This window comes from Luteolibacter sp., from assembly GCF_039920825.1.
GTDB lineage: Bacteria > Verrucomicrobiota > Verrucomicrobiia > Verrucomicrobiales > Akkermansiaceae > Luteolibacter.
Map to the genome: position 1 here is coordinate 1 of NZ_JBDSCX010000061.1, position 23651 is coordinate 23651.

Annotated in this window: 15 protein-coding genes; 4 read left to right on the top strand and 11 right to left on the bottom strand. The window is 59.3% G+C overall.

Translation table 11 applies throughout. The features are described from left to right. Positions 1–176: transposase (locus ABIQ96_RS18335; protein WP_348215628.1), on the top strand; the 176-nt coding region annotated here is incomplete at its 5' end. 92 nt (positions 177–268) lie between these two features. Here ABIQ96_RS18335 and ABIQ96_RS18340 read toward each other — a convergent pair. The 9 genes from ABIQ96_RS18340 to ABIQ96_RS18380 form a co-directional block, all read right to left on the bottom strand. After that, positions 269–676 (bottom strand): hypothetical protein, encoded by a 408-nt coding sequence (locus ABIQ96_RS18340; protein WP_348216081.1) that lies wholly within the window; start codon positions 674–676, stop codon positions 269–271. Then, positions 676–1137 (bottom strand): hypothetical protein, encoded by a 462-nt coding sequence (locus ABIQ96_RS18345; RefSeq protein ID WP_348216082.1) that lies wholly within the window; start codon positions 1135–1137, stop codon positions 676–678. Before ABIQ96_RS18345 ends, ABIQ96_RS18340 begins: the two co-directional genes overlap by 1 nt. A 184-nt stretch (positions 1138–1321) precedes the next feature. Beyond that, positions 1322–1843: a hypothetical protein gene (locus ABIQ96_RS18350; protein ID WP_348216083.1), complete on the bottom strand. Its 522-nt coding sequence runs from the start codon at positions 1841–1843 to the stop codon at positions 1322–1324. Between the two features lie 73 nt (positions 1844–1916). Continuing rightward, positions 1917–3596, bottom strand: a complete 1680-nt coding sequence (locus tag ABIQ96_RS18355; RefSeq protein ID WP_348216084.1) for a glutamine--tRNA ligase/YqeY domain fusion protein — start codon at positions 3594–3596, stop codon at positions 1917–1919. 55 nt (positions 3597–3651) lie between these two features. Further along, on the bottom strand, positions 3652–4029 hold the full coding sequence (locus ABIQ96_RS18360; protein ID WP_348216085.1) for a GxxExxY protein: 378 nt from the start codon (positions 4027–4029) through the stop codon (positions 3652–3654). 32 nt (positions 4030–4061) lie between these two features. Further along, positions 4062–5393 (bottom strand): dipeptidase, encoded by a 1332-nt coding sequence (locus tag ABIQ96_RS18365; protein WP_348216086.1) that lies wholly within the window; start codon positions 5391–5393, stop codon positions 4062–4064. 84 nt (positions 5394–5477) lie between these two features. Then, positions 5478–6359 carry a transglutaminase family protein gene (locus tag ABIQ96_RS18370; protein WP_348216087.1) on the bottom strand — a complete coding sequence of 294 codons (882 nt, stop codon included), beginning with the start codon at positions 6357–6359 and terminating at the stop codon, positions 5478–5480. A 14-nt stretch (positions 6360–6373) separates the two neighbouring features. After that, positions 6374–8845 carry a circularly permuted type 2 ATP-grasp protein gene (locus tag ABIQ96_RS18375; RefSeq protein WP_348216088.1) on the bottom strand — a complete coding sequence of 824 codons (2472 nt, stop codon included), beginning with the start codon at positions 8843–8845 and terminating at the stop codon, positions 6374–6376. A gap of 37 nt (positions 8846–8882) precedes the next feature. Further along, positions 8883–12230: a transglutaminase family protein gene (locus ABIQ96_RS18380; RefSeq protein ID WP_348216089.1), complete on the bottom strand. Its 3348-nt coding sequence runs from the start codon at positions 12228–12230 to the stop codon at positions 8883–8885. A 229-nt stretch (positions 12231–12459) separates the two neighbouring features. Here ABIQ96_RS18380 and ABIQ96_RS18385 point away from each other — a divergent pair, with 229 nt between their 5' ends. Both ABIQ96_RS18385 and ABIQ96_RS18390 read left to right on the top strand, forming a co-directional pair. Further along, positions 12460–13218, top strand: a complete 759-nt coding sequence (locus ABIQ96_RS18385) for a hypothetical protein (RefSeq protein ID WP_348216090.1) — start codon at positions 12460–12462, stop codon at positions 13216–13218. Between the two features lie 4 nt (positions 13219–13222). Then, positions 13223–14005, top strand: a complete 783-nt coding sequence (locus ABIQ96_RS18390; RefSeq protein ID WP_348216091.1) for an ATP-binding cassette domain-containing protein — start codon at positions 13223–13225, stop codon at positions 14003–14005. Between the two features lie 114 nt (positions 14006–14119). Here the strand turns inward: ABIQ96_RS18390 and ABIQ96_RS18395 are convergent, their stop codons facing one another. Beyond that, positions 14120–21571 (bottom strand): autotransporter-associated beta strand repeat-containing protein, encoded by a 7452-nt coding sequence (locus tag ABIQ96_RS18395; protein WP_348216092.1) that lies wholly within the window; start codon positions 21569–21571, stop codon positions 14120–14122. 527 nt (positions 21572–22098) lie between these two features. Between ABIQ96_RS18395 and ABIQ96_RS18400 the strand changes: the two genes are divergently transcribed. Next, a complete protein-coding gene (locus ABIQ96_RS18400) occupies positions 22099–23124 on the top strand; it encodes an ROK family protein (RefSeq protein ID WP_348216093.1) in 1026 nt (341 codons plus the stop codon). A 7-nt stretch (positions 23125–23131) separates the two neighbouring features. Here the strand turns inward: ABIQ96_RS18400 and ABIQ96_RS18405 are convergent, their stop codons facing one another. After that, the gene (locus ABIQ96_RS18405; protein ID WP_348216094.1) at positions 23132–23494 is read right to left on the bottom strand and encodes a hypothetical protein; all 363 of its coding nucleotides are present in this window, start codon (positions 23492–23494) and stop codon (positions 23132–23134) included. Positions 23495–23651: the final 157 nt, after the last annotated feature.

A 23651-nucleotide genomic window follows, 5' to 3' on the forward strand; every position in this document is an offset into this window, starting at 1 on the left:
GTTGCGATGACATCAAGGGCTTCAAGGTGGTGCCGAAGCGCTGGATCGTTGAGCGGACCTTCGGCTGGCTCATCCAGTCACGCAGGCTGGTGCGAGACTACGAGGTGAAAACAAGCCATTCGGAATCAATGATCTATCTGTCCATGAGCAAGAGAATGCTCGCCAGAATCGGCTGATAGATAATTTTAAGACAGCCTCTTATCACGTCACACTTTTTTAAGGAAGGTTGTTGTTCCGCCGACCCGGGTGGGCCGTAGTCCCACCCTCCTTATTTTCCGCTCTTTTCATTCACCTTTCCGGAAATCTGTTTGAGTTTCATTTCCTTCAGCAACTGTTGATCCGTTTCGAAGTCCCTCTTGGCATCGACGTAGTCTTGAGCATCGAGGCCACGCTTGATCGCTTCCTGACGAGACTCCTCCTTCATCGCCTCGACTCCCTTCAACCGATCCGTGGCCATTTCCAATTGGGCCTGCAATACGGCTCTCAAGTTGACGACGCTCTCGTTCATTTGGAGTTTGATCGCTTCCACGCGCTCAGTCTGGGCCAGCAGCGTGGGATGCCTGTCACCGAGCCCCCGCCTCTTGAGAAGGTCCAACTCGCGCTGCGCCTCCAGATATTGCGGATAGAGAACCTTGACGGCATTGTCCGGCAGATCGAGTCCCGCCGCGTAGTTCATCAACTGTTGATCTGACTCTCAAGCTGCATCTTTTGCGTTTGAAGATCATTGTAGGTCTGAAGAGCATTTTTCGCAACCTGATCCTCATCAGTTCCGGACTGTCCGTAAAATGAATCCTGTCCCCGATGGATGATGCCTCTGTTGCGGACGATGGTGGCCAGCACCTTCCGTCGCTCTTCCACTTTCGCCTCCTGATCCCGGACCGCTTCATCCAACGCCGCCAGGCCGGACTGCTGGTGCCGCTCGATTTCACCGGCCGCATGACGCGCACTTTCGGGAACTTCTGCTTCGCGAATCTGTTGATCGGACAAATCACCTGCGGTTCGGGCGGGTTGGTTCGATTCTCGACTTTGCACTGCCGTCGCAGCCTCGATCTTCACCAACTTGTAGCCTAGGGACAGCCAGATGACTGCTCCAAGGCCACCGAGCACCAGACAAATCAGGAAGCTGCGTTTGAACATGGACGGACGTTAGACAAATCATTGCCGAACGCAAGCATTAACTTTGTTGCACAAAGTTAATAATATAACTAAAAGTGGTGTGCTGCGGTGAATCCCGAGCTGTCGTCGCGCGGACGAGGATATCGCTGAATCCCCTAAAGAATCACACGCTAGCCAACCTAGGAGGAACGGAGATCTACCTTCCCTATTTTCCTAATCCCGCTTTCTCATCGGCTAACTTGAGCTTCATTTCCTCCAACAACTTCTGGTCCGTTTCAAAATCCCGCTTTGCCTCAATATAGCTCTGCCCATCCTTGCGCTGCTTGGCAATCTCCTCAGGGGTCTCAGGCAAAGGAAGAGACTCTCCTTTTTTGTAAATGACAGCGGTTTTCCGGACCACATCCGCCAAAGCCAACCGCTTTTCTTCCACGATCAACTCCTGAGTTGCGATAGCCTTTTCGAGAATTGGCAGGCGGCTTTTCTCAAGCTCATCCCCGGCGTGGCGAGAGCTCTCGCGGGCAGCAACGGCGGCGTTGGGGAGTTGGACTACTTGTCCTGCGGAATCCGCTGGCTTCACCTGATCCATTCCGGACGATTTCAACTCAGGACTCTTGGCTCCTTGATCGTTTGGAGCCTCCATCTGATGGCGCATACGACCCAACAACATCCACGTGACCGTCGCCAGACCAAGCATCACCAGACAAACTAAGCCCACGCGTTTTAACATGCTTGCAGTCTGGCCAGACCTAGCAGCCGATGCAATCGGATTCAATGACCGGGTGGATAGGGATTCATCCGCCTCACCTCCCACCCTTTTTCACCCAGGAATCCTTGAGGGCGACGGTGCGGTTGAAGACAGGTTTGGTGCCGGCTTGGTGATCGATGACATCAGCGACGAAGTAGCCGGTGCGGTCGAATTGGCAGGAATAGCCGGGTTCCACGGTGGCCAGCGATGGCTCGATTTTGGCGGTGAGAACCTTCAGCGACTCCGGGTTGATGACGCTGAGGAATCCACCTTCCGCCCCGTCGGGATCCTCCACGGTGAAGAGGCGGTCGTAGATTCTCACTTCGGCATCAAGGCCTGTGACGCAATCAACCCAATGGATCGCGGCTTTGCAGACAACTCCCTCGGGCGAATCGGCACCGACCGTGTTAGGAAGAATTTCGGCGCTGATGAGGGTAATGTTGCCATCGGCATCCTTTTCAAATCCGGTGCAGCGGATGATGTGCCCGCCCTTGAGGCGGACGTAGCGATCCGGCCCAAGACGGAAGAATTTCTTCTCGGGCACTTCCATAAAATCCTCGCGCTCGATCCAGACTTCGTTAGAGATCGGGATGTTGCGGTTGCCCATCTCCGGATTTTGCGGGTGATTGGCGACCTCTACGGCAGTTAGCGGTTCGGCAGACCAATTTTCGAGAACGACTTTGACCGGATCGAGCACCGCCATGCGGCGGGGCGCCGAGTGGTTGAGGAAATCGCGGATGTCGAACTCCAACAGCGCGACATCGGTGGTGCCGTTGAATTTGGTGATGCCGACGCGTTTGCAGAAATGCACCACCGCTTCCGGCGGATAACCACGCCGGCGGAGACCGGAGATCGTCGGCAGGCGCGGGTCGTTCCAACCGCCGACGTGGCCGCTTTGCACGAGTTCGAGCAGCTTGCGCTTGCTCATGATCGTGTAGCTCAGGTTGAGGCGGGCGAACTCGATCTGGCGCGGCTTGGACGGCACCGGGCAGTTGTCGATGACCCAGTCATAAAGCGGCCGGTGGTTTTCAAACTCCAGCGTGCAAAGCGAGTGGGTAATGCTTTCCAACGCGTCTTCCAGCGGATGCGCGTAGTCATACATCGGATAGATGCACCACGAGTCTCCGGTGTTGTGATGGTGCGCGTGCATGATCCGATAGAGCACCGGATCGCGCAGGTTCATGTTCGACGAGGCGAGGTCGATCTTCGCGCGGAGGACGCATTCGCCTTCCTTGAATTCGCCGGCCTTCATGCGGGCGAAGAGGTCGAGGTTTTCCTCAACACTGCGGGACCGGCCGGGCGACGGGGTTCCTGGCGTGGTGAGATTGCCGCGGCAGGCACGCATTTCCTCAGCGGATTGCTGTTCGATGTAGGCCTTGCCCTCCTTGATGAGATGGACGGCGCAGTCGTGGAAAAACGTGAAATAATCGCTGGCGAAGTAGAGATCTTTCCCCCAATCGAAGCCGAGCCATTTCACGTCCGCCTTGATGCTTTCGACGTATTCGGTTTCCTCCTTCTCCGGGTTTGTATCGTCGAAGCGGAGGTGGCACTTCGCGCCCGGGTGTTCCTGAGCGATTCCAAAGTTCAGGCAGATCGACTTGGCGTGGCCGATGTGCAGGTAGCCGTTAGGTTCCGGCGGAAAGCGGGTGATGGTGGTGGCGTGTTTGCCGGTGGCAAGGTCGTCCGCGATGATTTCGCGGATGAAGTCGAGCTTTGGGGTGATGGGATCGGACATTGGGAAAAAATAGAAGAGGAAGATAAACCACGAAAGGCACGAAGAGACACGAAAGTCAGAAAACGATCCGACGTGTTTCGAGACGGCGATGTTTGAAATTGATGATGAAGCCTACACGGAGCTTCGTGAGGCGGAGATAGTTGAGCATCTGAGCAATCTCGATATCCCCGATGTGGTCGATGGTTTTGGTATCAACCACGATTGACTCGAAGGCGATGAGGTCCGGTATAAACTCACCGATCAAGCGACCTTTGTAATCCAGTTGAAATCTAGGTTGTTGGACATAGGGAATAGTCCTCAGCTCGAACTCACAAACCAAGGCATTTTCATAAGGTTTCTCAAGCAGCCCGTGACCCAGCACCTGATGAACCTCCATTGCCGCGTCCAAGATCATCCCAACTTCAGAATGAAACAATTTTTTCTCTTCCTCCATTTCGTGATCCTTCGTGTTTTTCGTGGTTCTCTTTATTTCGCCAGTTCCTTGAGCAGCGCCTGATTCATGCGGATTCCCGCCTCGAAATTCTCAACCGGGAAGTTTTCGTTAGGTGCGTGGATCTGCGCGTCGGACAGGGCGAGGCCGAGCAACAGCGTGTCCGAACCGAGGATGTCGCGGAAGGTCTGTACGATGGGAATGCTGCCGCCTTCGCGGATGAGAACCGGCTCGGCATTGAAGGACGCACGGAGGGCGGCTTGCGCGGCGAGGCCGTATTTCGAGTTGGGATCAGTGACGTAGGGTTTGCCATCATGGCCGGGCTTGACCTCGACTTCGACGCCGGGCGGGCAATGCCATTCGAGGTGGCTCTTGACCTTTTCCATGATGTCTTTCGGGCTTTGATCAGGGACCAGACGGAAGGAAAGTTTGGCAAAGGCTTCTGCGGGAAGAACCGTCTTGGAACCCTCCCCCTGATAGCCACCGCCGATGCCGTTGACCTCGGCGGTCGGGCGGGCCCAAGTGCGCTCGGCGGACGTATAGCCGGGTTCGCCGAAGAGGCCGGGCGAACCGGTGACTGCTAGAAAATCCGCATCGCTCACGCCGGGGAGATTGGCCCACATTTCGCGTTCCCATGCTTCCAACGGACGCACTTGATCGTAGAAGCCCTCGATGGTGACGGTGCCGTCGAGCGCATGGAGACTGGAAACAAGACGAGCGAGTGCGGCGGCAGGATTCGCCACGGCACCGCCGAAAAGTCCGGAATGAAGATCGCCTTTCGGGCCACGCAGGATGACATCGCAGCAGGTGATGCCACGCAGGCCGTAGCCGAGGGTCGGCACGCCGGGAGCCACCATTCCGGTGTCGGAAATGGCGATGACATCGCATTTCAAATCATCGCAGTGATGGAGCAGGAACGACGCGAGGTTCGGACTGCCGATTTCCTCCTCACCTTCGAACAGGAAAATCAAATTGACGGGCAGCTCCTGATTTTCCCGCAGGGTCTTCTCAACGCCTAACACGTGAGCCATCATTTGGCCTTTGTTGTCAGTGGCACCCCGCGCCCAGATCTTGCCATCGCGGATGACCGGCTCGAAGGGAGCGCTGGTCCACAACGACAACGGATCCACCGGCTGGACGTCATAATGGCCATAGATCAACACGGTGCGGCGACCCGCGACATGGACATTTCTGGCAAGCACCACCGGATGCTTCGGCGTCTCATGGAGCTCGGTCGTCAGCCCCATGCCGTTGAGTTTGGACACAAGCCAGTCCGCACAGGCACGGACGTCGGCGGCGTGGTTCGAGTCCGTCGAAATGCTGGGGAAGCGCAGGAACGAAAACAGATTCTCTAGTTCGGGGGTCACGTCGGAAATGCTGCACATTTGAATAGCGCACCCGCAAGGCCATTTCGCGAAAATTCAATACCTCCGAATCAAAACCCGCGGTCTTTATTCATCTACCGGCACGACATCCACGGCGACCGACATTTTTTGCCCGCCGGCCCCAAGGGTCACCCCACGCAGCGGGCTGACATCCGAGAAATCGCGGCCCCAGGCGACGGTGATGTGGCGCTCGCCGGGGATGAGATTGTTCGTGGGATCCGTATCGATCCAGCCAGCGACCTCACCACAAAAAACCGAGATCCACGCGTGCGAGGCATCGGCGCCGGTGAGCTTCGCTTTGCCCGGCGGCGGCGCGGTTTCGAGGTAGCCGCTGACGTATCGCGCCGGAAGGCCGATCGAGCGGAGACAGGCCAACATGAGGTGGGCGAAATCCTGACAAACCCCGGCGCGGTTCTTGAAAACGTCCGAAACCGGTGTCGTGACATCGGTCGCCCGGGGATCGAATTTGAACTCCTTGAAAACCCGGGCTGTTAGCGCGACGACCGCCTGAAGGATCGGGCGGCCCGGAGGAAAATCCTGCAACACGTAAGTCTTATACTCGTTGCCGATCGGCACCATCGGCGATGAAAAGCGGAACGCTCCGGCTTCCGAGCAGTGCGTCAGTTTCTCCGCCTGACAGGCATCCCTAACTGATTCCCAGGCGGGGGTCAGCGCCGGATCGGGATGGCGCGTGGCAAACACCTCCACAAAACTGCGCGCCGTCACTTCCAACTCTTCATGCTTTCCCTCGATCTCGAAATAGGACGTGATGTTTCCAAACGAATCCACATGCACCCCGCGGCCGACGGGAATGGGCAGGATCTCAAGCGCGTGCCACGGACAACGCTGTCCGGGCAGCGTCCGCGGTGCCAGCCTTGCGAGATGGTGCGAGACCGTCACGGCACCTTCGTAGGTGTATTTCGTGCAATGGGTGAGGCGGTATTTCACGATGTCCGAAAATGTTAGTAAACCCTGCGCACCGAGTGGCTGAAGTAATGCTGGGTAAGCATGTCGGCGAAGACTTCCAGCCGCGAAAACAGCCCTTCCAACTCCCCTGCGGCGGGCGGAGCCGGGTTCGCGAATCTTTCGTCCAGTCCCAGCAGATGCTCGCGGATCTTCGGCAGAAGGCCGAATTCCGGATCGCCGGGAAACCGGGTGATTTCGTGGTCGAGGATACCGATCTGATAGGCCACCGCGCGCGGATTGGTGGCGTCGAAGAAAATCAGGTCGATGACCGCATCGAGACGCGGCCGTGAAAAGTGACGGCGGCGGTAGGTCATCACGCTGTCACAGGTCTCCAACAAAGGATCGAGCACCGCGGTTTCGCCCGCCCCCTGCCCTGCCGCCGTCCGAAGCAGCGAGACGGCACCGAGAGCTCGTTCAACGCGGCGGCCGACTTCGAGAAACCGCCAGCCCTGGCCGCGGGTCATGTTTTCCGCCTGCATCCCGGCAATGGCTGATAGATGGAGAATCAGGCTATCGAGCGTGCGCAGGAGATCCGAGGTTCCGGGCGAGCCGGGAGGAGCATGGATGACGTTTTCCAGACGGTTGAAAAAGCGCCAGGTGTCGTCCGACAAACGGTCGCGGGCGGCGGCGGCGTTCAACAGCAAAGAACGCGTCAGACTCGGAATTCCGCCGCGGGCCGACTCGTCGTGGATCAGTCCCGCGAGGATTTTCAAAGTCAGCGTCGGATGAATGATCACATCCTTCGGCAGCAGGCCGCAGCCGCGGATGAGAGTTAGACAAGCGGCGAGCTGCTGTTGCTGGAGACGTCCGGCCTCTCCCGTTAGATTGCGCAGCGTGACGCGCAGCAGCCGGGTGGCCATCTCGATGCGTTCCGAATACCGGCCGACCCAGAACAACTGCTCGGCGATGCGGCTCGGAATTTCCAGCGCCGACGGCTGATGCCCCTTCGCCGCCGTGGTGATTTTCACCTCGGACTTCAGAGCAGTGCCCACCGCTTCGTCGGAAATCCAGACATCCTTGGTGAATCCGGCATGCCTCGGCCACATCTGCGGGGCTTGCGCGGTTTTTCCGACCTTGGCAAGTCCGCCAGGCAAGGCAACAGGGCCGCTCTTCGCATTGACGGTGAACGCCCGCCAGATCACCGGACGCTGGCGGATGCCACGGGGCTCTAACGAGGGAGCCACGCTGGGCATCACATCCAACTGGGCGACAAAATCAAACGGCCGTTCCTCGATCGTGGCGATCCACTGCTTGCGGGCGGCGGGAGACAGGCTGGCGCAGCGGATCGGCAGGAGGCGGTCGCGATTGAAGGCCGAAAGCAGGACGTAGCGGTGCAGCTGATCGACCACGCGGCGGCGCACATCGGGCTGGCTCAGCCACCAAGTCTCCACGAAGGGCAGTTTGATTTCCTCGCCAAACCACTTGCGACAAATTCCGGGAAGGAACGGCATCAGTGCTGGCGTCGTGGCGAATCCGGCACCGGGAGCATTCGCGAGCGCGACGTTTCCCGTCCGCCATGCTTCGATCATGCCCGGCACGCCTCCACCACCCAATCCCCAATGTTCGAGCGGATCGAGGGTGTCCTCATTGATCCGGCTGGCCACCACATCGATGCGGCGCAGACCTGCCAGAGTCTTCAAAAACAGCCGCCGCTCGCGGACCGTTAGATCGGCGGGTTCGACCAGCGGAAACCCTAACAACCGCGCCTTGTAGGCATGTTCGAAATACGACGGATGGCGGAAACCGGGGGTCAGGAAGACCACGTTGGGCATTTCGCCGCGGGTCGGCAGGAGCGATTCGAGCGTGCTGCGTTCCAAATCGAAAAACGCACCAAGGCGCGCGATGCGGAGGCTTTCGAACTGATCGGATAGAAGGTTGGAAGTAACGTTGCGGTTTTCCAGAACCTGGCCGAGACCGCCCGGCGCGGAAGTATGATCCCTGAGCACGGTCCATTGGCCGTTGGCGGTGCGGACAAGATCGCAGCCGGTGGTCACAAGGAAACGTCCGCCGGTCGGCTGGATGCCGCGGGAATACTGGAGAAACGCCGGGCTGGAATGCACCAGATCGGGTGGCAGCAGGCCCTGTTTCAACAAATCCTGCGGGCCGTAGATGTCCGCCAACACGGCATCGATCAAACGGATGCGCTGGGCCAATCCGGCCGAAACCTGCGCCCAGTCGGCGGCCGAAACCATCAGCGGAATCGGGTCCAGTTCGTAGGGCTGCCCAACCCCGCCCACATCGCTGTAAACGTTGAAGGTCGTGCCAAGATCCTCGATCATCCGGTTCGCGGCGGAGGCCATGGAATTCCGTTCCTCGGCGCTCCAGCGATGGATTTTCTGGCTGAGTCCATGCCAATGCGGCCGGTATTCGCCGCGGGCATCGCTCATCTCATCCCAAGCAACAGGGGGCATCTCAGGACTCGCCTGAGATGAGGAAGATTGTTGATTGAAGCGGATGCTGTCGGCCATGAAATCGAGGTTCGTCGCGAACGACTCAAAACAGGCTCTATGGGATCATCCGCAAGTCCAGCGTGAAGGGAAAATCAGGGCTCAAAGGTGCCTCGCGGGCGGTCATTTTTCCGCCGGTATGGCCGTGCTCGAAGAACCGGGCAAGCCGACGGGCCTCCGCTTCGTAGGAATTCACCGGGAAACTGTCGTGACTCCGACCGCCGGGATGGGAGGCGTGGTAGGTGCATCCGCCCATCGAGCGGTCGTTCCACGTATCGACAAGGTCGAAAACCAGCGGCGTGTGGACCGGAATCGTCGGGTGGAGGCAATTCGGCGGCTGCCACGCGCGATAGCGAACCCCGGCGACGAATTCGCCGTGAGTGCCGGTCGGATGCAGCGGGATTTTGTTTCCATTGCAAGTGAGGACATGGCGTTCGCCCGTCAGCCCTTTGACCATGACCTGCATTCGCTCCACGGAGCTGTCCACATAGCGCACGGCCGCACCCGCTCCGCCTTCTTCGCCGAGGACGTGCCAAGGTTCGATGGCGTGGCGCATTTCCACTTCGACACCGCGTTGGACAAACTCGCCGATTCTCGGGAAACGGAATTCCAAATGCGGCGCGAACCAATCCTCCTCGATCCAATAACCTTGCTCGCGCAAATCGGATAGAACATCGCAGAAATCATTCCAAACGTAATGCGGCAGCATCCAGCGGTCGTGGATTTCGCTGTCCCAACGGACCAGCGGCTTGGTGTAAGGCTCGCGCCAGAAACGCGATACCAAAGCCCGCAGCACGAGGTGCTGGGCAAGGCTCATCTGATAGTGCGGCGGCATTTCGAAGTTCCGCATTTCCAACAACCCTAACCGCCCGGTCGAACTGTCGGGGCTGTATAGCTTGTCGATGCAGAATTCGGCGCGGTGGGTGTTTCCGGTAGGGTCGATTAGAAGATTTCGGAATGCGCGGTCCACCTGCCAGGGGAGCGATTTGCCATCGCCTTCGAGCGTCTTGAAGGCCACTTCCAGTTCGTGAATTGAGTCGTTGCGGGCCTCGTCGATCCGCGGAGCCTGCGAGGTGGGACCGACGAACAAACCGGAGAACAGATAACTGAGCGACGGGTGATGATTCCAGAAGGTGATCATGCTCCGCAACAAATCGGGACGGCGCAGCAACGGGCTGTCCGACGGAGTTTCGCCGCCGATGATGATATGGTTGCCGCCGCCGGTGCCGCAATGGCGGCCATCGACCATGAATTTCTCGGTCGCCAGACGGCAGAGATGCGCCTCCTCATAAAGTGTGGAGGTGTTGGCGACCAGCTCATCCCACGACGCTGCGGGGTGGAGATTCACCTCGATGACACCCGGGTCCGGCGTAACTTTGACCACACTGAGCCGCGAGTCGAAACTCGGCGGCGTGCCTTCGAGAATCACCGGCATTCCCAACGATTCGGCGGTGAGTTCGATGGTGGCGACGAGGTCGAGGAAATCCTCGGTATCGTCCACCGGCGGGAGGAAAATGTGCAGACGTCCGTCGCGCGGCTCGATGCAGAGCGCGCTGCGGGTGATCCACGACGCGGACTCCTGTTCTCCGGGTTTGCGTTCCCAAGGTCGGTTCGCGGCGGAGTTCTCGCCCTCGCGGTCCAGCCGGGATGTTAGGCGCGCGGTGGTTGCTTCCATCTCGCGCCGCTGATGGGCGAGGATCGTGCCGGGCGCAGGCGGAAAACTCGAAACCTGGCGTGTCGGGTCCTGCGGCACATGCCACGGATATTCCGATTCCAGAACCCACGGCAGCGAGTCGAGCGGCAGGCGGTAGCCCATCGCCGAATCACCGGGTAACAGATAGAGATTCTCATCGCGGAGGAACCACGGGCCGGTGGTCCAGCGGAGGCCCTGCGCGGTCATCCGGCGTTCCAGCGGAATCGCGTAACCGACGACCTCGTCGAGTCCCTGTTGGAACAAACGGGTCAGGCGTTCGCGTTCGAGCTTGTCCTTGAGATTGGATTTCAGCGGATCGACATTGTCCGGCAAACGCTTTTCGCGCCACATGTAATACAGCGAGTCTTCGTAGGCCGGGATCATCCACTTGGGATCTGCGCCGAGAGCACCGGTTAGAGCGGTGCCAAAACGTTTCGCGTGGGTGGCGTCGTGTTTATAGTCGTGGGATTCGTCGGCGATGAGCGAGTCGTTTTCCCAGATCGGCTGGCCGTCCTTGCGCCAATAGCAGCCCAACGACCAGCGCGGCAGCATTTCACCGGGATACCATTTCCCCTGGCCGTAAAACAACAGCCCGCCGGGAGCGAATTTCGCGCGCAGCCGCTTGATCAATTGGCCTGATAGAATCCGTTTGGTCGGTCCATTCGCCGCATTGTTCCACTCGTCGCCGTCGAAGTCGTCCATCGAGATGAAGGTCGGTTCGCCGCCCATGGTGAGACGGACATCCATCGCGTCGAGATCCTCGTCGATCTTGTGACCGATACGGAGAATTTCCTGCCATTGCTCCTCGGTGTAAGGAAGCGTGGTGCGGGGAGATTCGTAAATCCGGGTGACGGTCATTTCGTGCTCCATCTCGGATTCGCACGGCTCGACGCAGCCGGTAACCGGAGCGGCGCTCGAGGGATCCGGCGAGCACGCCAGTGGCAAGTGCCCTTCCCCGGCGAGCAGGCCGGAGGTGGGATCGAAACCGATCCAGCCGGCACCTGGTAGATAAACTTCGGTCCACGCGTGGAGGTCGGTGAAATCGATTTCCGAACCGACCGGCCCGTCGAGGGATTTCACGTCCGGCTTCAACTGGATCAAATAACCCGAGACAAACCGGCTCGCCAATCCGACGTGGCGCAACAGGACCGCCAACAGCCAGGCGGAGTCGCGGCAGGAACCGGACGCCAATTCGAGCGTTTCCTCGGGCGTTTGCACGCCTGGCTCCATGCGGATTCGATATCCGATGGCGTCCTGAAGCGCGGCATTTATTTCCACCAGCACATCGATGGTCCGGCCTTTTTTATTTTTAAAACGATCAATCTGCTTCGAAAGCAGCGGACCGGCTTTCTCGCGGGCGAGAAACGGGGCGAGTTCGTGCGCCTGATCCGCGGCGTATTGAAACGGAAATTCCTCGGCGAAGGGCTCGAGGAAGAAATCGAAAGGATTCTGAACCGACATTTCGACAACGAGATCCACCTCGATGTCCAAGCGGCTGGTCGGTTCCGGGAGCATCACCCGGGCCAGATAGTTGGCCTGCGGATCCTGCTGCCAGTTGATAAAATGGTCCATCGGCCCGACTTTCAGGCTGTAGGCAAGCACGTTCGACCGGCAATGCGGAGCCGGTCGAAGCCTTACCACGTGGGGGCCATGACCCACCGGGCGTTCGTATTGATAACTGGTCCGATGGTGCAGCGCTACGTGGATCGACATAAGGGGTGGCGGGGATTTAGCAAGTTCGGTGCCGACTTGCCACCAAACTCGCAAGCCAATTTCATCACAAAAAATGTGAGCTTGCTTCTTCTCCATTCCACCCGAATTATAAATAATTCTTGTCTTTCAATAAAAATTTTACTAACTCCTCTTCAATGTCTGCGGCTATTCCGGACATTCAACTGGAAGGGATTTTCAATCTCAAACTATCCAACGTCCCCCGGACGCCATGACATCGAGCAAAGTTTTCATCACTTCTGCCTTTCTTGCGAGCGGCGTAACTCCGTTGCAGGCGGCGACGACTTGGATTGCCAATCTGGACTTTGTGGCGAATGAAAAGCCGGATTTGCCGAATCCGTTGAGCACGGAACTTTCTGATCCGAACGGCAAGGTCCCGGAATGGAGTTACGGTTACCGCGACGTTATCGCCAGCACCACACTCACTCTCTTCGCGACCTCGGATCATAACAACGCGATCGGTGGCAATCCAGACTTCCAAGGCTGGCAGAACAGTTTCCTGACCACCGCGGCGAATACATCCGGGATCGTTTCCGGCGGACTGAATCCTTACGACCTTCTCGTCCACCCGATGGCGGATTCCAGCAGCTTCACCTATAATGTCATCCGCTGGACCGCACCCAGCACGGGCGTTTACGACATCAGTTCGAGCTGGTATGCGGCAAGCACGCTGACCGGCCCCGGGCTTGACGGGGTGGACTGCCACATCGTGCTGAACGGCACATCGCTGTTCGACGCACTGGTGGCTCCCGGACAGACCGTGGTGGACTTCGGCGCTGTGAACCTGATCGCCGGAGATTTCGTCGATTTCGTGCTCGGGCCCGGCAACTCCGGCGACAGCACCTCCGACTCGACGATTTTCAACACGACCATCACGCTGGTGCCGGAAACCTCATCGACTCTGCTCATTGCCGCCGCGGCCCCTATCCTGTTCAGGCGTCGCCGGAAAATCAGCAATCCTCCGGCGTGATCCTGTGGAGCCGATTTTCGAAATCAAAAACGCGAATGTCTGGCGGGGCGACACCCTCGCACTGCGCGACTTTTCGCTCTCCCTGGTCCATGGCGAAAGTATCGCGATCCTCGGACCTAACGGCGCCGGAAAGAGCACGTTTCTCAAACTGCTGACCGGCGAGGTTCGCCCCGAAGCAAATCCCCTCTCCTCTTGCCGGTTGTTCGGTGAGGAGCTGTGGTCGCTGATGGAAATCCGCCACCGGATCGGCGTGGTCATGCCCGAGGAAGTGAGCCGTTTCCATCCTGAGGAAACCGCGTGCGACGCGGTTCTTTCCTCTCTTCGTGGAGCCTATGGACGGACCCGGGACATGAGGTTCTCAAAGCTGGAAAAAGAACGCGCACTGGCATCGATGAAAATGATGGGTGTCGCGGAATTGGCCGACCGCTGCTTCGGAACCTTGTCGTCCGGTGAACGGCGGCGGATTCTCATCGCCCGCGCGCTGGTCCATGAACCCGAGGTTCTTGTGCTCGACGAACCTTCGACCGCCTTGGATTTTTCAGCAGCCCTTCAACTCGGATCCACCTTGAGATCCCTGATGCAGACGGGACGCGACCTCGTTCTGGTAACCCATCACCCCGGCGAGATTCCGCCGGAAATCGGACGGGTGACCCTGTTGAAAAACGGCCGGGTTTTCGCGGATGGAAACAAACGGGAAATCATCACCCGCGAACGCCTGAGGGAACTCTATCAAGTAGAGCTCTCGGTGCGGTGGTCCGGCGGCTGGTGTGATGTCAGGCCGGATTAATGTTAGAAAGAATACGGTTAGTCCGCCGATGATTTTCAGAGAAATGAAAAGGCCCTCCCCGATGCCCGGTGTAGAGCATCGAGGAGGGCCGGTTTTAAACCGGACGAATCCGGATCAAGGTTGCGAACCGTGGAGGCGGGCGAAGCGCGTGCCGACCGGTGCGAGGGAGTCCGGGATGGAAACATCGACCTTGTCAACGCCGGCACCGTAGCCGTCGGTCGTGGTGGTGATGGTGATGCCGTTGACTCCATGAACTGCGACGGTCCATCCAGTGAGGTTGGAACCATATTCATAGGCGATGGTCAAACCAGGCTGGGTCAACGCGAGTTGGGTCCGGCGGAAGGAGAAGATGTGATTGCCTCCGCTGGTGCTGACCGCAGGTGCCGGTGGTGTGGTGCCTGCATTTGGATTGGCAGGATTCGGCTCACCGCCCTGGATGAATTCCGCCAGGTTGTTGCTGCCGTCGGAATCCGGGTCGGCACCGGCCGCCGCGTTTCCGCCTGATAGACCCTTGGTCGTGGTGGCCCAGCTGTCATAAGGGGTAGTTGCTGGTCCGTTGGTGACACTGAGCAATCCGTCGCCCTGGATCAGGGTAGACTGGTTGACTGCGGCTCCACCCACACGGCTCCAGATTCCGGCGGCCTGTGCCAATCCGTTGATGTAGAAGTGGGAAACGACATCCGGCGTGGCAAGATCGGGAGCGGGATAGCTGAGCTTGAGGACGGTCCCGGTGGCCAGTTTCACATCGGCGAGGTTCCCGAGGCTGACATTGGATGTCAGTTCGAGGGTGCCGCCGTTGACCGTGGTGTCACCGGTGTAGCTGTTAACCCCGGTCATGGTGAGCACTCCGGAGCTCTGCTTGGTTAGACCGCCGTCAATCGCCGCATCACCGATCACATCGGAGTGGACGAGCGCCTGGCCGATGGTGATGCCGGAACCGGCCGTATTGACGATCGCTCCGCCATTCCGGACATTGGCCCGGGTCAAACCTTGCATGAAGGTGGCCGAAGGCGCGATGGGAGACAGAGTGCCGCCATTGAAGTTGAAGATTCCGGTTCCAGCCGCTCCCTTGGCCACCGCCGGAGCGCTCAGCGTTCCTCCGTCGAGGAAGTAAGTGCCGGTGCCGCCATTGCGGGCGAGGGTGACGATGCCGTTGGTCAGGCTGGTCGAAGTGACGCTGCCACCGTTTTGATGGAATTCGGCCAGACCGCTGAATCCGATGCTCACCGCATTCGCAACGCCACCGGTCAAAGTGATCGATGCGGTGCCGTTCACGTTGACGGTGGAAACGCCGCCCGCGCCGTTCGCGGATTCACCCACGGTGAAAACACCGTTATCGATGTAGGTCGAAGAGCCGTTGAAAGTGACGGTCGGCGAGGAGGTGAAACCGGCAAGGCCGTTGGCATAGCCGATGGCGAAGTTGCCGCTGGTGACCGCCGCGTTGTTATTGACCGTTAGAGCAGTCGCCGCGTTGTTGGTTCCGTTTCCACGGCCGACACCGATGTAGCTGGTGACGTTGGTCGTGCCGCCGTTGATCCTGACCTCCGCAGCGGGTGATGAGCCGGTGGCGATGGTGCCGATACTCAGCTCGCCAGTGATGGTATTGGTCTGGGCGAGTGGCGAGCCGGCGGTGCCACCGAGATTGACCAAGCCGTTGTTGACGATGTAACCGAGGCCGTTGCCGACATTGCCACCGGTCAGGGCGTTGGTGCCGCCGGTGTAGGTGTAGTTCAAGGTTCCCGCGCCATTCTTGGTGAAGGAGCCGGTGGCGGTGGACAGGATCTGGCCGCTGAAGGTAACATCGTTCGCGTGATCGATGCCGCCACCACCCGCGCCGACCGTGTAACCACGATCGGTGACGAGGGTTGGACCGGTGTAGAGCAGCGAGCCGTTTCCACCGAACACGAGGTTTGCCGAAGCCGCGGTGGAGGCGCCGATGTTGCTGTTGACCCCGCCGTTTTGAAGGCTTGCCACACTAAGGACACCACCGCCCACGGTGGTGACACCGGTATAGGTGTTGGTTGCGGTGAGTGTCTGCGTTCCGCCGCCCAACTTGGAGACTCCACCGGTGCCGTTGATGGTGCCGCCGAAGGAAAGCGCGCCGAACCTGTTATAGGTCAGGGTGCCGTTATTGGTGATCGTGGCACTGAGGATGGTTCCATCATTGCCGGTGGTGCCGTTTCCAAGCTGGAGGGTGGTGCCGGTGTTGATGGTGGTGTCGCCGGTGAAGGTGTTGGCACCGGTGAGGGTGATGACACCGCCCGCGGTGGTGGAAGATGCGATGAGAACACCGGAGGTGTTAGCCGCGACGGTGGGACTGAACGTTGCACCGGTGCCGCCGCTGAGGCCATTGACCAGGACGACGGTGGGGGTGCTGGTGTAGCCGACGCCCGGGTTGGTGACGGTGATGCTGTTGATCTCGTTAGTGACTGGATTGATGGTCGCCACGGCGGTTGCGCCGGTGCCACCGCCGCCGGTGATCCTGATGATTGGAGCGGTGTTGTAACCGGTGCCACCGTTCGTGATCGAGATTCCCGTGACGCCGCTGGTCGCGGCCGGCGACAGCAGGGCTTGGCCAATGGTGATGGCCTTGCCGTCGGCATCGATGTTCGCACCGCCGCTATAAACGTAGGCATTGTTCAGGCCGGTCATGTAGGTGGCGCTGGCAGCACTGGCCTTCAGGATGCCGCCGTTGAAGTTGAAGGTGGCGGTGGCTGCCGCGCCAACTTTGCCCACGCTGGCGGCATTAATCGTGCCCCCCGTCAGGTTCACTTGGCCGACGCTGGTGACATTGTTGTCATTGCCGATGGTGAGAGCCGCAGTGGTACTGGTGCTGGTGGTGGTGAAGGTTCCGGCCCTCACGTTGAGAACGCCTGTTCCCGTTTCACCGATCAGCGCGCGGTTGCCGGGAACGTTGAAGGTGAAGCTGCCTCCGTTGACATCCAGCATGCCGTAACCACCCGCGAAGCGACCAACCGAGAAGAATCCTCCGGTTTGAGTTACCGCAGCGGTTCCGCTGATGTTCATGGCACCGCTTCCGAAAGCGCCGATCTGCAGGTTGGCGGCGGTGGTGAAGGTTCCGTTGGAGATGTTATAAATTCCGACGGCCGCGGCGTCGGCCGCGCTGGCAGCTCCACCGATGCGCCAGTCACCGCTTCCGGCGGTGGGCGAGAAGGAACCACCAGTCTGATTGACAGTGCCGGTCGCCGTGCCGGACTTGCCGAGGTAGAAAGTAGTTCCCTTTACCGTGGCGGTGTCGGCAATGTTCAGAACGCCGTTGGTTCCGGTGACGTCCGAGACGTTGAAATCGCCAGTCACTAGCAACTGGCTGGTTCCGTTCACCGTGACAATACTACTGTCACCAGTTTGAGTGCCGATGCTGGCGAATCCGGTGGTGGTGATTTTCGCAGCAGTATCGAGGACCAGCGAACCGGCGTGGCCGAAGACATTCTGTGTCGTTGAATTCGTGCCGGTGAGGGTGAGCTTGCCGGCTCCGTATTTTTGAATGTTACCGCCAGGTCCCGTCAGGTTGCTTGCGTAGGTCACGTTCTGACCGTTGGTATCGATCTTGAACTGCTGGGCTCCCCCGGTGGCGAAGCGCGGTGAATAATCGACCAAGTTTAAGGCGGAGTATTGCAGGATGCCGCCCCCGAAGGCGACCTGACCGAAATTGCCCATCGGTCCGGAAATGCCGGGGTTTTCCGCTGACCCGAGCGTGAGTGTGCCCGCGTTAATGGAAGTGGTGCCGGTGTAGGTGTTTTGACCGGTGAGCGACAAGGTTCCGGCACCGGCCTTGGTCAGACCGAACGATCCGCCACCCGAGCCGTCTTGCAGGACGCCAGCGAAGGTGTCGGTGCCGGCGGCGACGTTGTCAGTGAGAGCAACGGGGCTGACGCCGGAGTTCTCGATGACGGGAGTGCCGACCGTGGCGTTGGTGTTCAAGGATGACACAGTCACGCTCTGGTCGTTGATCCGCAACAGACCGGTGCTGCCGGCGCTGAAGGCCAGTGCGTTCGGGGTCGTGGTGTTGAAGGCGCCCGCGCTGCTCAATGAGACCGTGCCGCTGGAGATGACAACTCCGCCGGTGAAGCCGTTATTACCGGTTAGGGAAGTCACCCCCGCCTGGTTGAAAACCAATCCCACGCTGGTGGCGGTGCCGTTTCCGATGGTGTCGAGAGAGACACCTCCCGTGCCGGTTCCATTGAGGGTGAGTGTGGTGATACCCGAGAAGCCACTGATGCCCGCGTTGACGGCGAGAAGCTTGGAGTTACTGTTGTTGGACCAGGTTTGGCTGCCGTTAAGGACGACCGAGCCCGATCCACCGATGCCGGTGTTGGAATTATCCGCAGCGGCAACCGTGATTCCGCCGGAACCTAGAGTCAGCGTGTTGAAATTGGTGTCCAGGAAAACATCGGTGATGGAGCCCTGGGGAGTCGTGTTGAAGCTCAGACTCTTGATGCTGTAGTTAGCGTCCAGTTGTGAGATAAAAAAGCCCGATCCAGCGGCATTCGATGCGGTGAAGATGACATCGGTTGAAGCGCCTGGAACCTGCAGAGGATCGCTTAACCCGTTTAAAGTCGTTGACCAGTTGCTCTTTGGGATGCTGGAGCCGCTGCTCCAATTGTTGTTACTATCGCTCGTGCCGTCGCTTCCCTTACCGGTCCAGTAGGCGGTGCCGGGAGTGGCTGCTCCGGTGATGGAAAGAACCACCGCGGTCGGTGTCGAGGAGGTCAGCGCGTAGTTGTAGAAGCCCGCGGGCTTGGTCCCGACGGTGAAGGCGGAGCCACCCGAACCGAGACCGCCCGGCGCGGTGATCAGCGTGTAGCTGCCGGTGGTGACCGATTGTCCCAACAGAAGATTGAGGTTGATCGTGTTGGTGCCGGAAACCGAGCCGGTCGCGTTGGTGATGATCTTGTCCGCGGTTCCGCCCGCCAGATCGAAATTGAGCGCGGAGCTGTTGAGGCTCGCGCCACCACCGACCGTTAGGGTGTTGATGGTGGTATCCTGAAGACTCACCGTATTGCTTGAGGCCAATGTCCCGGCGGCGGTGACACCGATGTTGGTATTGCCCTTTACCAGCAAGGTGCCGCTGCCACTGACGTTGACGGCCGTCCCGCCGAGGGCGCCGAGGTTGGCACCGCTGTGGTCAAGGGTGAGCGTGCCATCATTGATGGTGGTCGCTCCGGTGTAAGTGCTGGCATTCGTTAGAGAAAGCGCCTGGCTTCCCTCCTTGATCAGGCCGCCGGTGCCGCCAATCACGCCGGCATAGGTTGCGGCGTTATTGAGCAGGCCGGTGGTTAGATATCCGGCGCCAAGCGCGACATTTCCTCCGGCCGCACCGCCCCCGCCGAGGAAGCCGATGGTGGTATCGAAACCATTGAGATCAAGGACCGCGCCGGCGGTGTTGGCCAGGACCACTGCCGAGTTAAAGCCGAGAGCTCCGGTAATGCCGGACTGGGCGATGCCCGCCCGCAGCGTTCCTGCGTTCACCGTGGTAATTCCGGTGTAACTGTTGAGGCCGGACAGCAACCAGGTTCCAGCGCCGTTTTTGGTGAGCGGCAATCCGGAGGTTGCGCCATCGGAAATCATCCCGCTGACCGTCCCGTCGCTGACACCTTGCAGGGCCAGGGAGCGTGTACCTGTCGTAGCGGTGATATTAGCCGAAACCGTCAATGATCCGGCGTCCGATTGAATGTTGGTGCCGCCACCACCGGCGACCATGTTGATCTGGCCGGCGATCGAGTTGGTTCCGGCATCGTTGAAGATCGTGCCCGCGGTGTTGGAGGTGGAGTAGGTGAAGGTGCCCGGGAGATTCACGCTGCCGCCGCTGCCATTCAGGTGGAGTTGGACATTTCCGGCAGTTCCGTTGCTGACATCGATCAACTTGGCGGTAGTGCCCAAAGCGGTGCTGTTAGGAACAATCAGGGATCCGGCGGAAACCGTCACACCTCCGGTGAAACTGTTCGTCGCGTTCGTCAGCGTCAGCGAACCGGTTCCATTTTTGATCAGCGATCCACTGCCACTGAGGACACCGTCGTAGGTGCTGTTGGTGTTGTTGTTGCCAACGGTCAGCGCGACGCTAGCCAGACTGGCGTTGGTGAGGGCGAGAGGTTGGGAGCCCTTGAGACCTCCGAAGGTGGTCGCCGCGAGGGCTCCGAACGAAACGGTTCCGCCCTGGTTGTTGTAATTGAGGGTAGACCCCCCGAGAGCGGTGGCGTTTGCCAGGATCAGGGAATCCGCGCTGACAACCGTGTCACCGGTGAAGGTGTTGGCACCGGACAAGGTCAGGGCTGCGGTTCCTTGTTTGGTAAGTCCGCCGCCTCCGTTATTGAGCAGAGCCTGGCTGATGGTAACGGCGTTGCCGTTGGTATCAATGACCGCGCCACCGGCCTTGACGAAAGCATTGGTGAGACCGCCCATGAATGTGGCGGTGGCTGTCCGGGCCTGCAATTTACCGCCGTTGAAATTGAAAGTGCCGGTTCCGGCTCCTTTGGCCACCGTATTCACCGCCAGCGTGCCACCATCGAGGTTGATCGTTCCTGTGGACGTGGCAAGTCTGCCGATCGTTACAGCGGTCGCAGTAAGAACCTCGGTGCCGCCACCGTTCGCCAACGCACCCGTCAATCCGCTTGCCGCATTCTGGAGGGTGAGTGTGCCTGTTCCAGCCGCGTCTTGGCCCACGTTCAGCACAAGAACACCCGCTGTGCCTCCGGACATGGTCCAGACGCCGGCTTTCGTTTCACCGACCCACGTCTCGCCGTTCAAAACGCTGATTGCGCCCGCAGTTTGATTGAGAGTTCCAGCACCGCTCGCACCAATAATGGTGGCGTTCGTGTTGGCGACGGTTTTCGTGAAGTTACCTCCAGTCATATTCATCGTGCCAGTGCCATTGCCGCGTCCGACGGCAACCCAGCCCACTTGAGAGACCGTGCCGGCGCTCATGTTGAAGACGCCGACGCTGCCCGTGTTCTGACCGATCCAAAGCTCGCTGTTGTTGGTGATAACTCCGTTTCCGGAAAGCGACAATGTGGCCCGTCCCACACCTCCCCCGCCGTTCGATTCTCCACCCACCGTAAGTTGAGCGCCGTTATTGGTCCAAGTCCCCCCGCTGATATTCACCGCGCTGTTGCCTGCGGTAGTACCGGAATTCTCACCGATGCTGATCCGTCCCACCGTGGTGAGCTTAACCACTGCGGGGTCGCCGCTCAGATTGTAGGTTCCGGACGCTCCAGCTGCTGTTCCAAGGCGGAACCATCCCCCTCCCATCGTAACCACGCCTGCCGACTGTGTCCAAGTCCCTGTCGAATTGGTGTTCGTGCCTGCCAGAATGTCATTGGTCGTGTGGTTGGTGGTGACCAAAATCGTTCCGCCGTTGGTGACGTTGACGTTGATGGCACCCGGGACCGCGTTGTTATCCCAGTTGGCTGCGGTATCGTAATTGCCGGGAGTGGTTGGAGTGAGTTCGCCACCGCCGTCCCAGATACCCGCTGCATGGCTACCGGTGTAGGACAGGAAAAACGCGGCGAGGGTTGAGCCGATGACGAATGGATTACGAGTGAGCTTCATATGCTGGATTTTAGTTTTTCGGGGTTTGAAACATATCGCGCGGAAGCACTTCACTGAGGCTTGGATGCGGATACTTTTGGATTTGACGGGTCATCAAAATGGGATTTCCGAGCGGCTGTCAAAATCATTGAATGAATCGACCCGATTGGGGGGGGCGAACAGATCACTTGCAGGTGCTTGTAGTGGAATACCCCAACAAAGGCAAAAATCCCTTGTAAAACAAAGGATTCCGGGTTCGCCCGTGCGAAACGCACGAATTCTAACATGACCACGTGAGACCCCTCTCAAGGCGGTCCGGTTGACACACGCCCATAGCAAAGAGTTATGCTAACAGATATCCACAACCTCGCTAAACCTCTTTCGATTTCCCTCTCACCAGGCCATCACCGGATCATTGAATCCGCTCCCCCCCGCCGACGTGCGGCAGACAAACGGAGCCTGAATTGGCTTGATCCGTCAAAATACGGCCGCGCCTCCGCGCCCTCCAATTCCTTGACACCTATCGGGGCGGAAAACAGTCTGGTGGCATGGCAAACAAAACGTCCTATTATGCGGGCCTCGACATCGGCGGCACCACGGTGAAAGCGGTATTGGTCAATCACCTTGCCGAGCAGGTGGGCCCGTTGACGGAAGTCCGGAGCCAGGTGAAGGATGGCTACGAGGCCACCTTCGGCCAGCTCGACAAGGCGCTCGACCAACTCGCCGCAGGCGCAGGAATCGAGAAAAGCGCCATCGCCGGCATCGGTCTGGACGTGCCGGCTCCAAGCAGCAACGGCGTGATCTGGGGGCGGGCCAATCTCGGAGAAGACTGGGTCGGGACGGACATCCGCAGCAAACTTTCCGCCCGCACCGGAGTTCCGGTTTACATGACCAACGACGGCAATGCCGCGGCTCTGGGTGAATACGCGCTCCGCCACAAACACCTCGGCGGACTTTTGTTAGTCGCTCCGGGCACTGGCCTGGGCGGTGGTTTCGTCATGCCCGGCGGACGCGGTTATGAGGGAGCCAATGGCATGGCTTTGGAAGTCGGCCACATCAGCGTGCCGTTTCGCGAGGACGACGGACAACTGCCCACCTGCTCGTGCGGACTGAAAGGTTGTGCCGAGGCGTGGGTCTCCCTCGTGGCCTTGCGCCGTCGTTTGCGCCTCGAGTTGGAGAAACTCGAATGGGCCGAACATCCTTTGAACAACCCGGAAATCCCCGTTGAGGAGAAAGCGTTCAAGCTGCGGGATTACGCGGAAAAGGGCGATCCGCTGGCGGTTCAAATTTTCAAACAGCAGGGTTTCATCCTCGGCTACGCCATCGCCGACATGGTCCGCTCGTTCGATCCCGGCCTCGTCGTCATCGGCGGCGGTTTGGCGGAAACCACGTTCCGCGATCAATACATGGAATGGATCGAGGAAGGTTTCGCGGATCGCGCATGGCCCGTCTATCGCCACAGTCCGATCGACCCCGACAAGGTCACCACGCAGTTCGAGTGGGCCAGCGGTGGTGACGCGGCAGCCGCCATCGGCATGGCCTACACGGCGCGCGAGATGTTCTCGGAAGCATAAGATCGGGTCATTCCCCGGACCTTGCTTCGGATCGGAGACTCTCCAACGCCTCCAACATCAGCTCGGCGGCCTTCAGTTTCCGTTTCGCTTTGGTATAGTCCTGAACCACCTGCGTTTGCTCGTCCGGTGTCTTGGGTGCCGATGACTCGTCGAAGGCAATTCCTCCGGAGCGTTCGACGATGCCCCTGTCCCGGACGAGATCGGCAACGGCATAGCGTCTGTCGATGATCTTGGACTTGTAATCCCACACCGCTTGGTCGAACCGGGTCTTCTCAACCGGGCGGTGATTTTCATCCTGTCCCGTAGGGTGTCTCCGACTCTCCGCTACTGCCTTTGTCGCAGCTACATCGGATCCTCTTGGACTATTCACCGCCGAATTGCTTGTCACCACTTTACCAGATTCGCCGAGTTCAGCTCTCTCTCCGTTCTTGCTACCTCTGATTGACCAAATGCCGACTCCAAGCGCAGCCAACAATCCCAGAAATAACAGATTTCGCCTCACGACCATCTCATAAGGCATCCGCGAT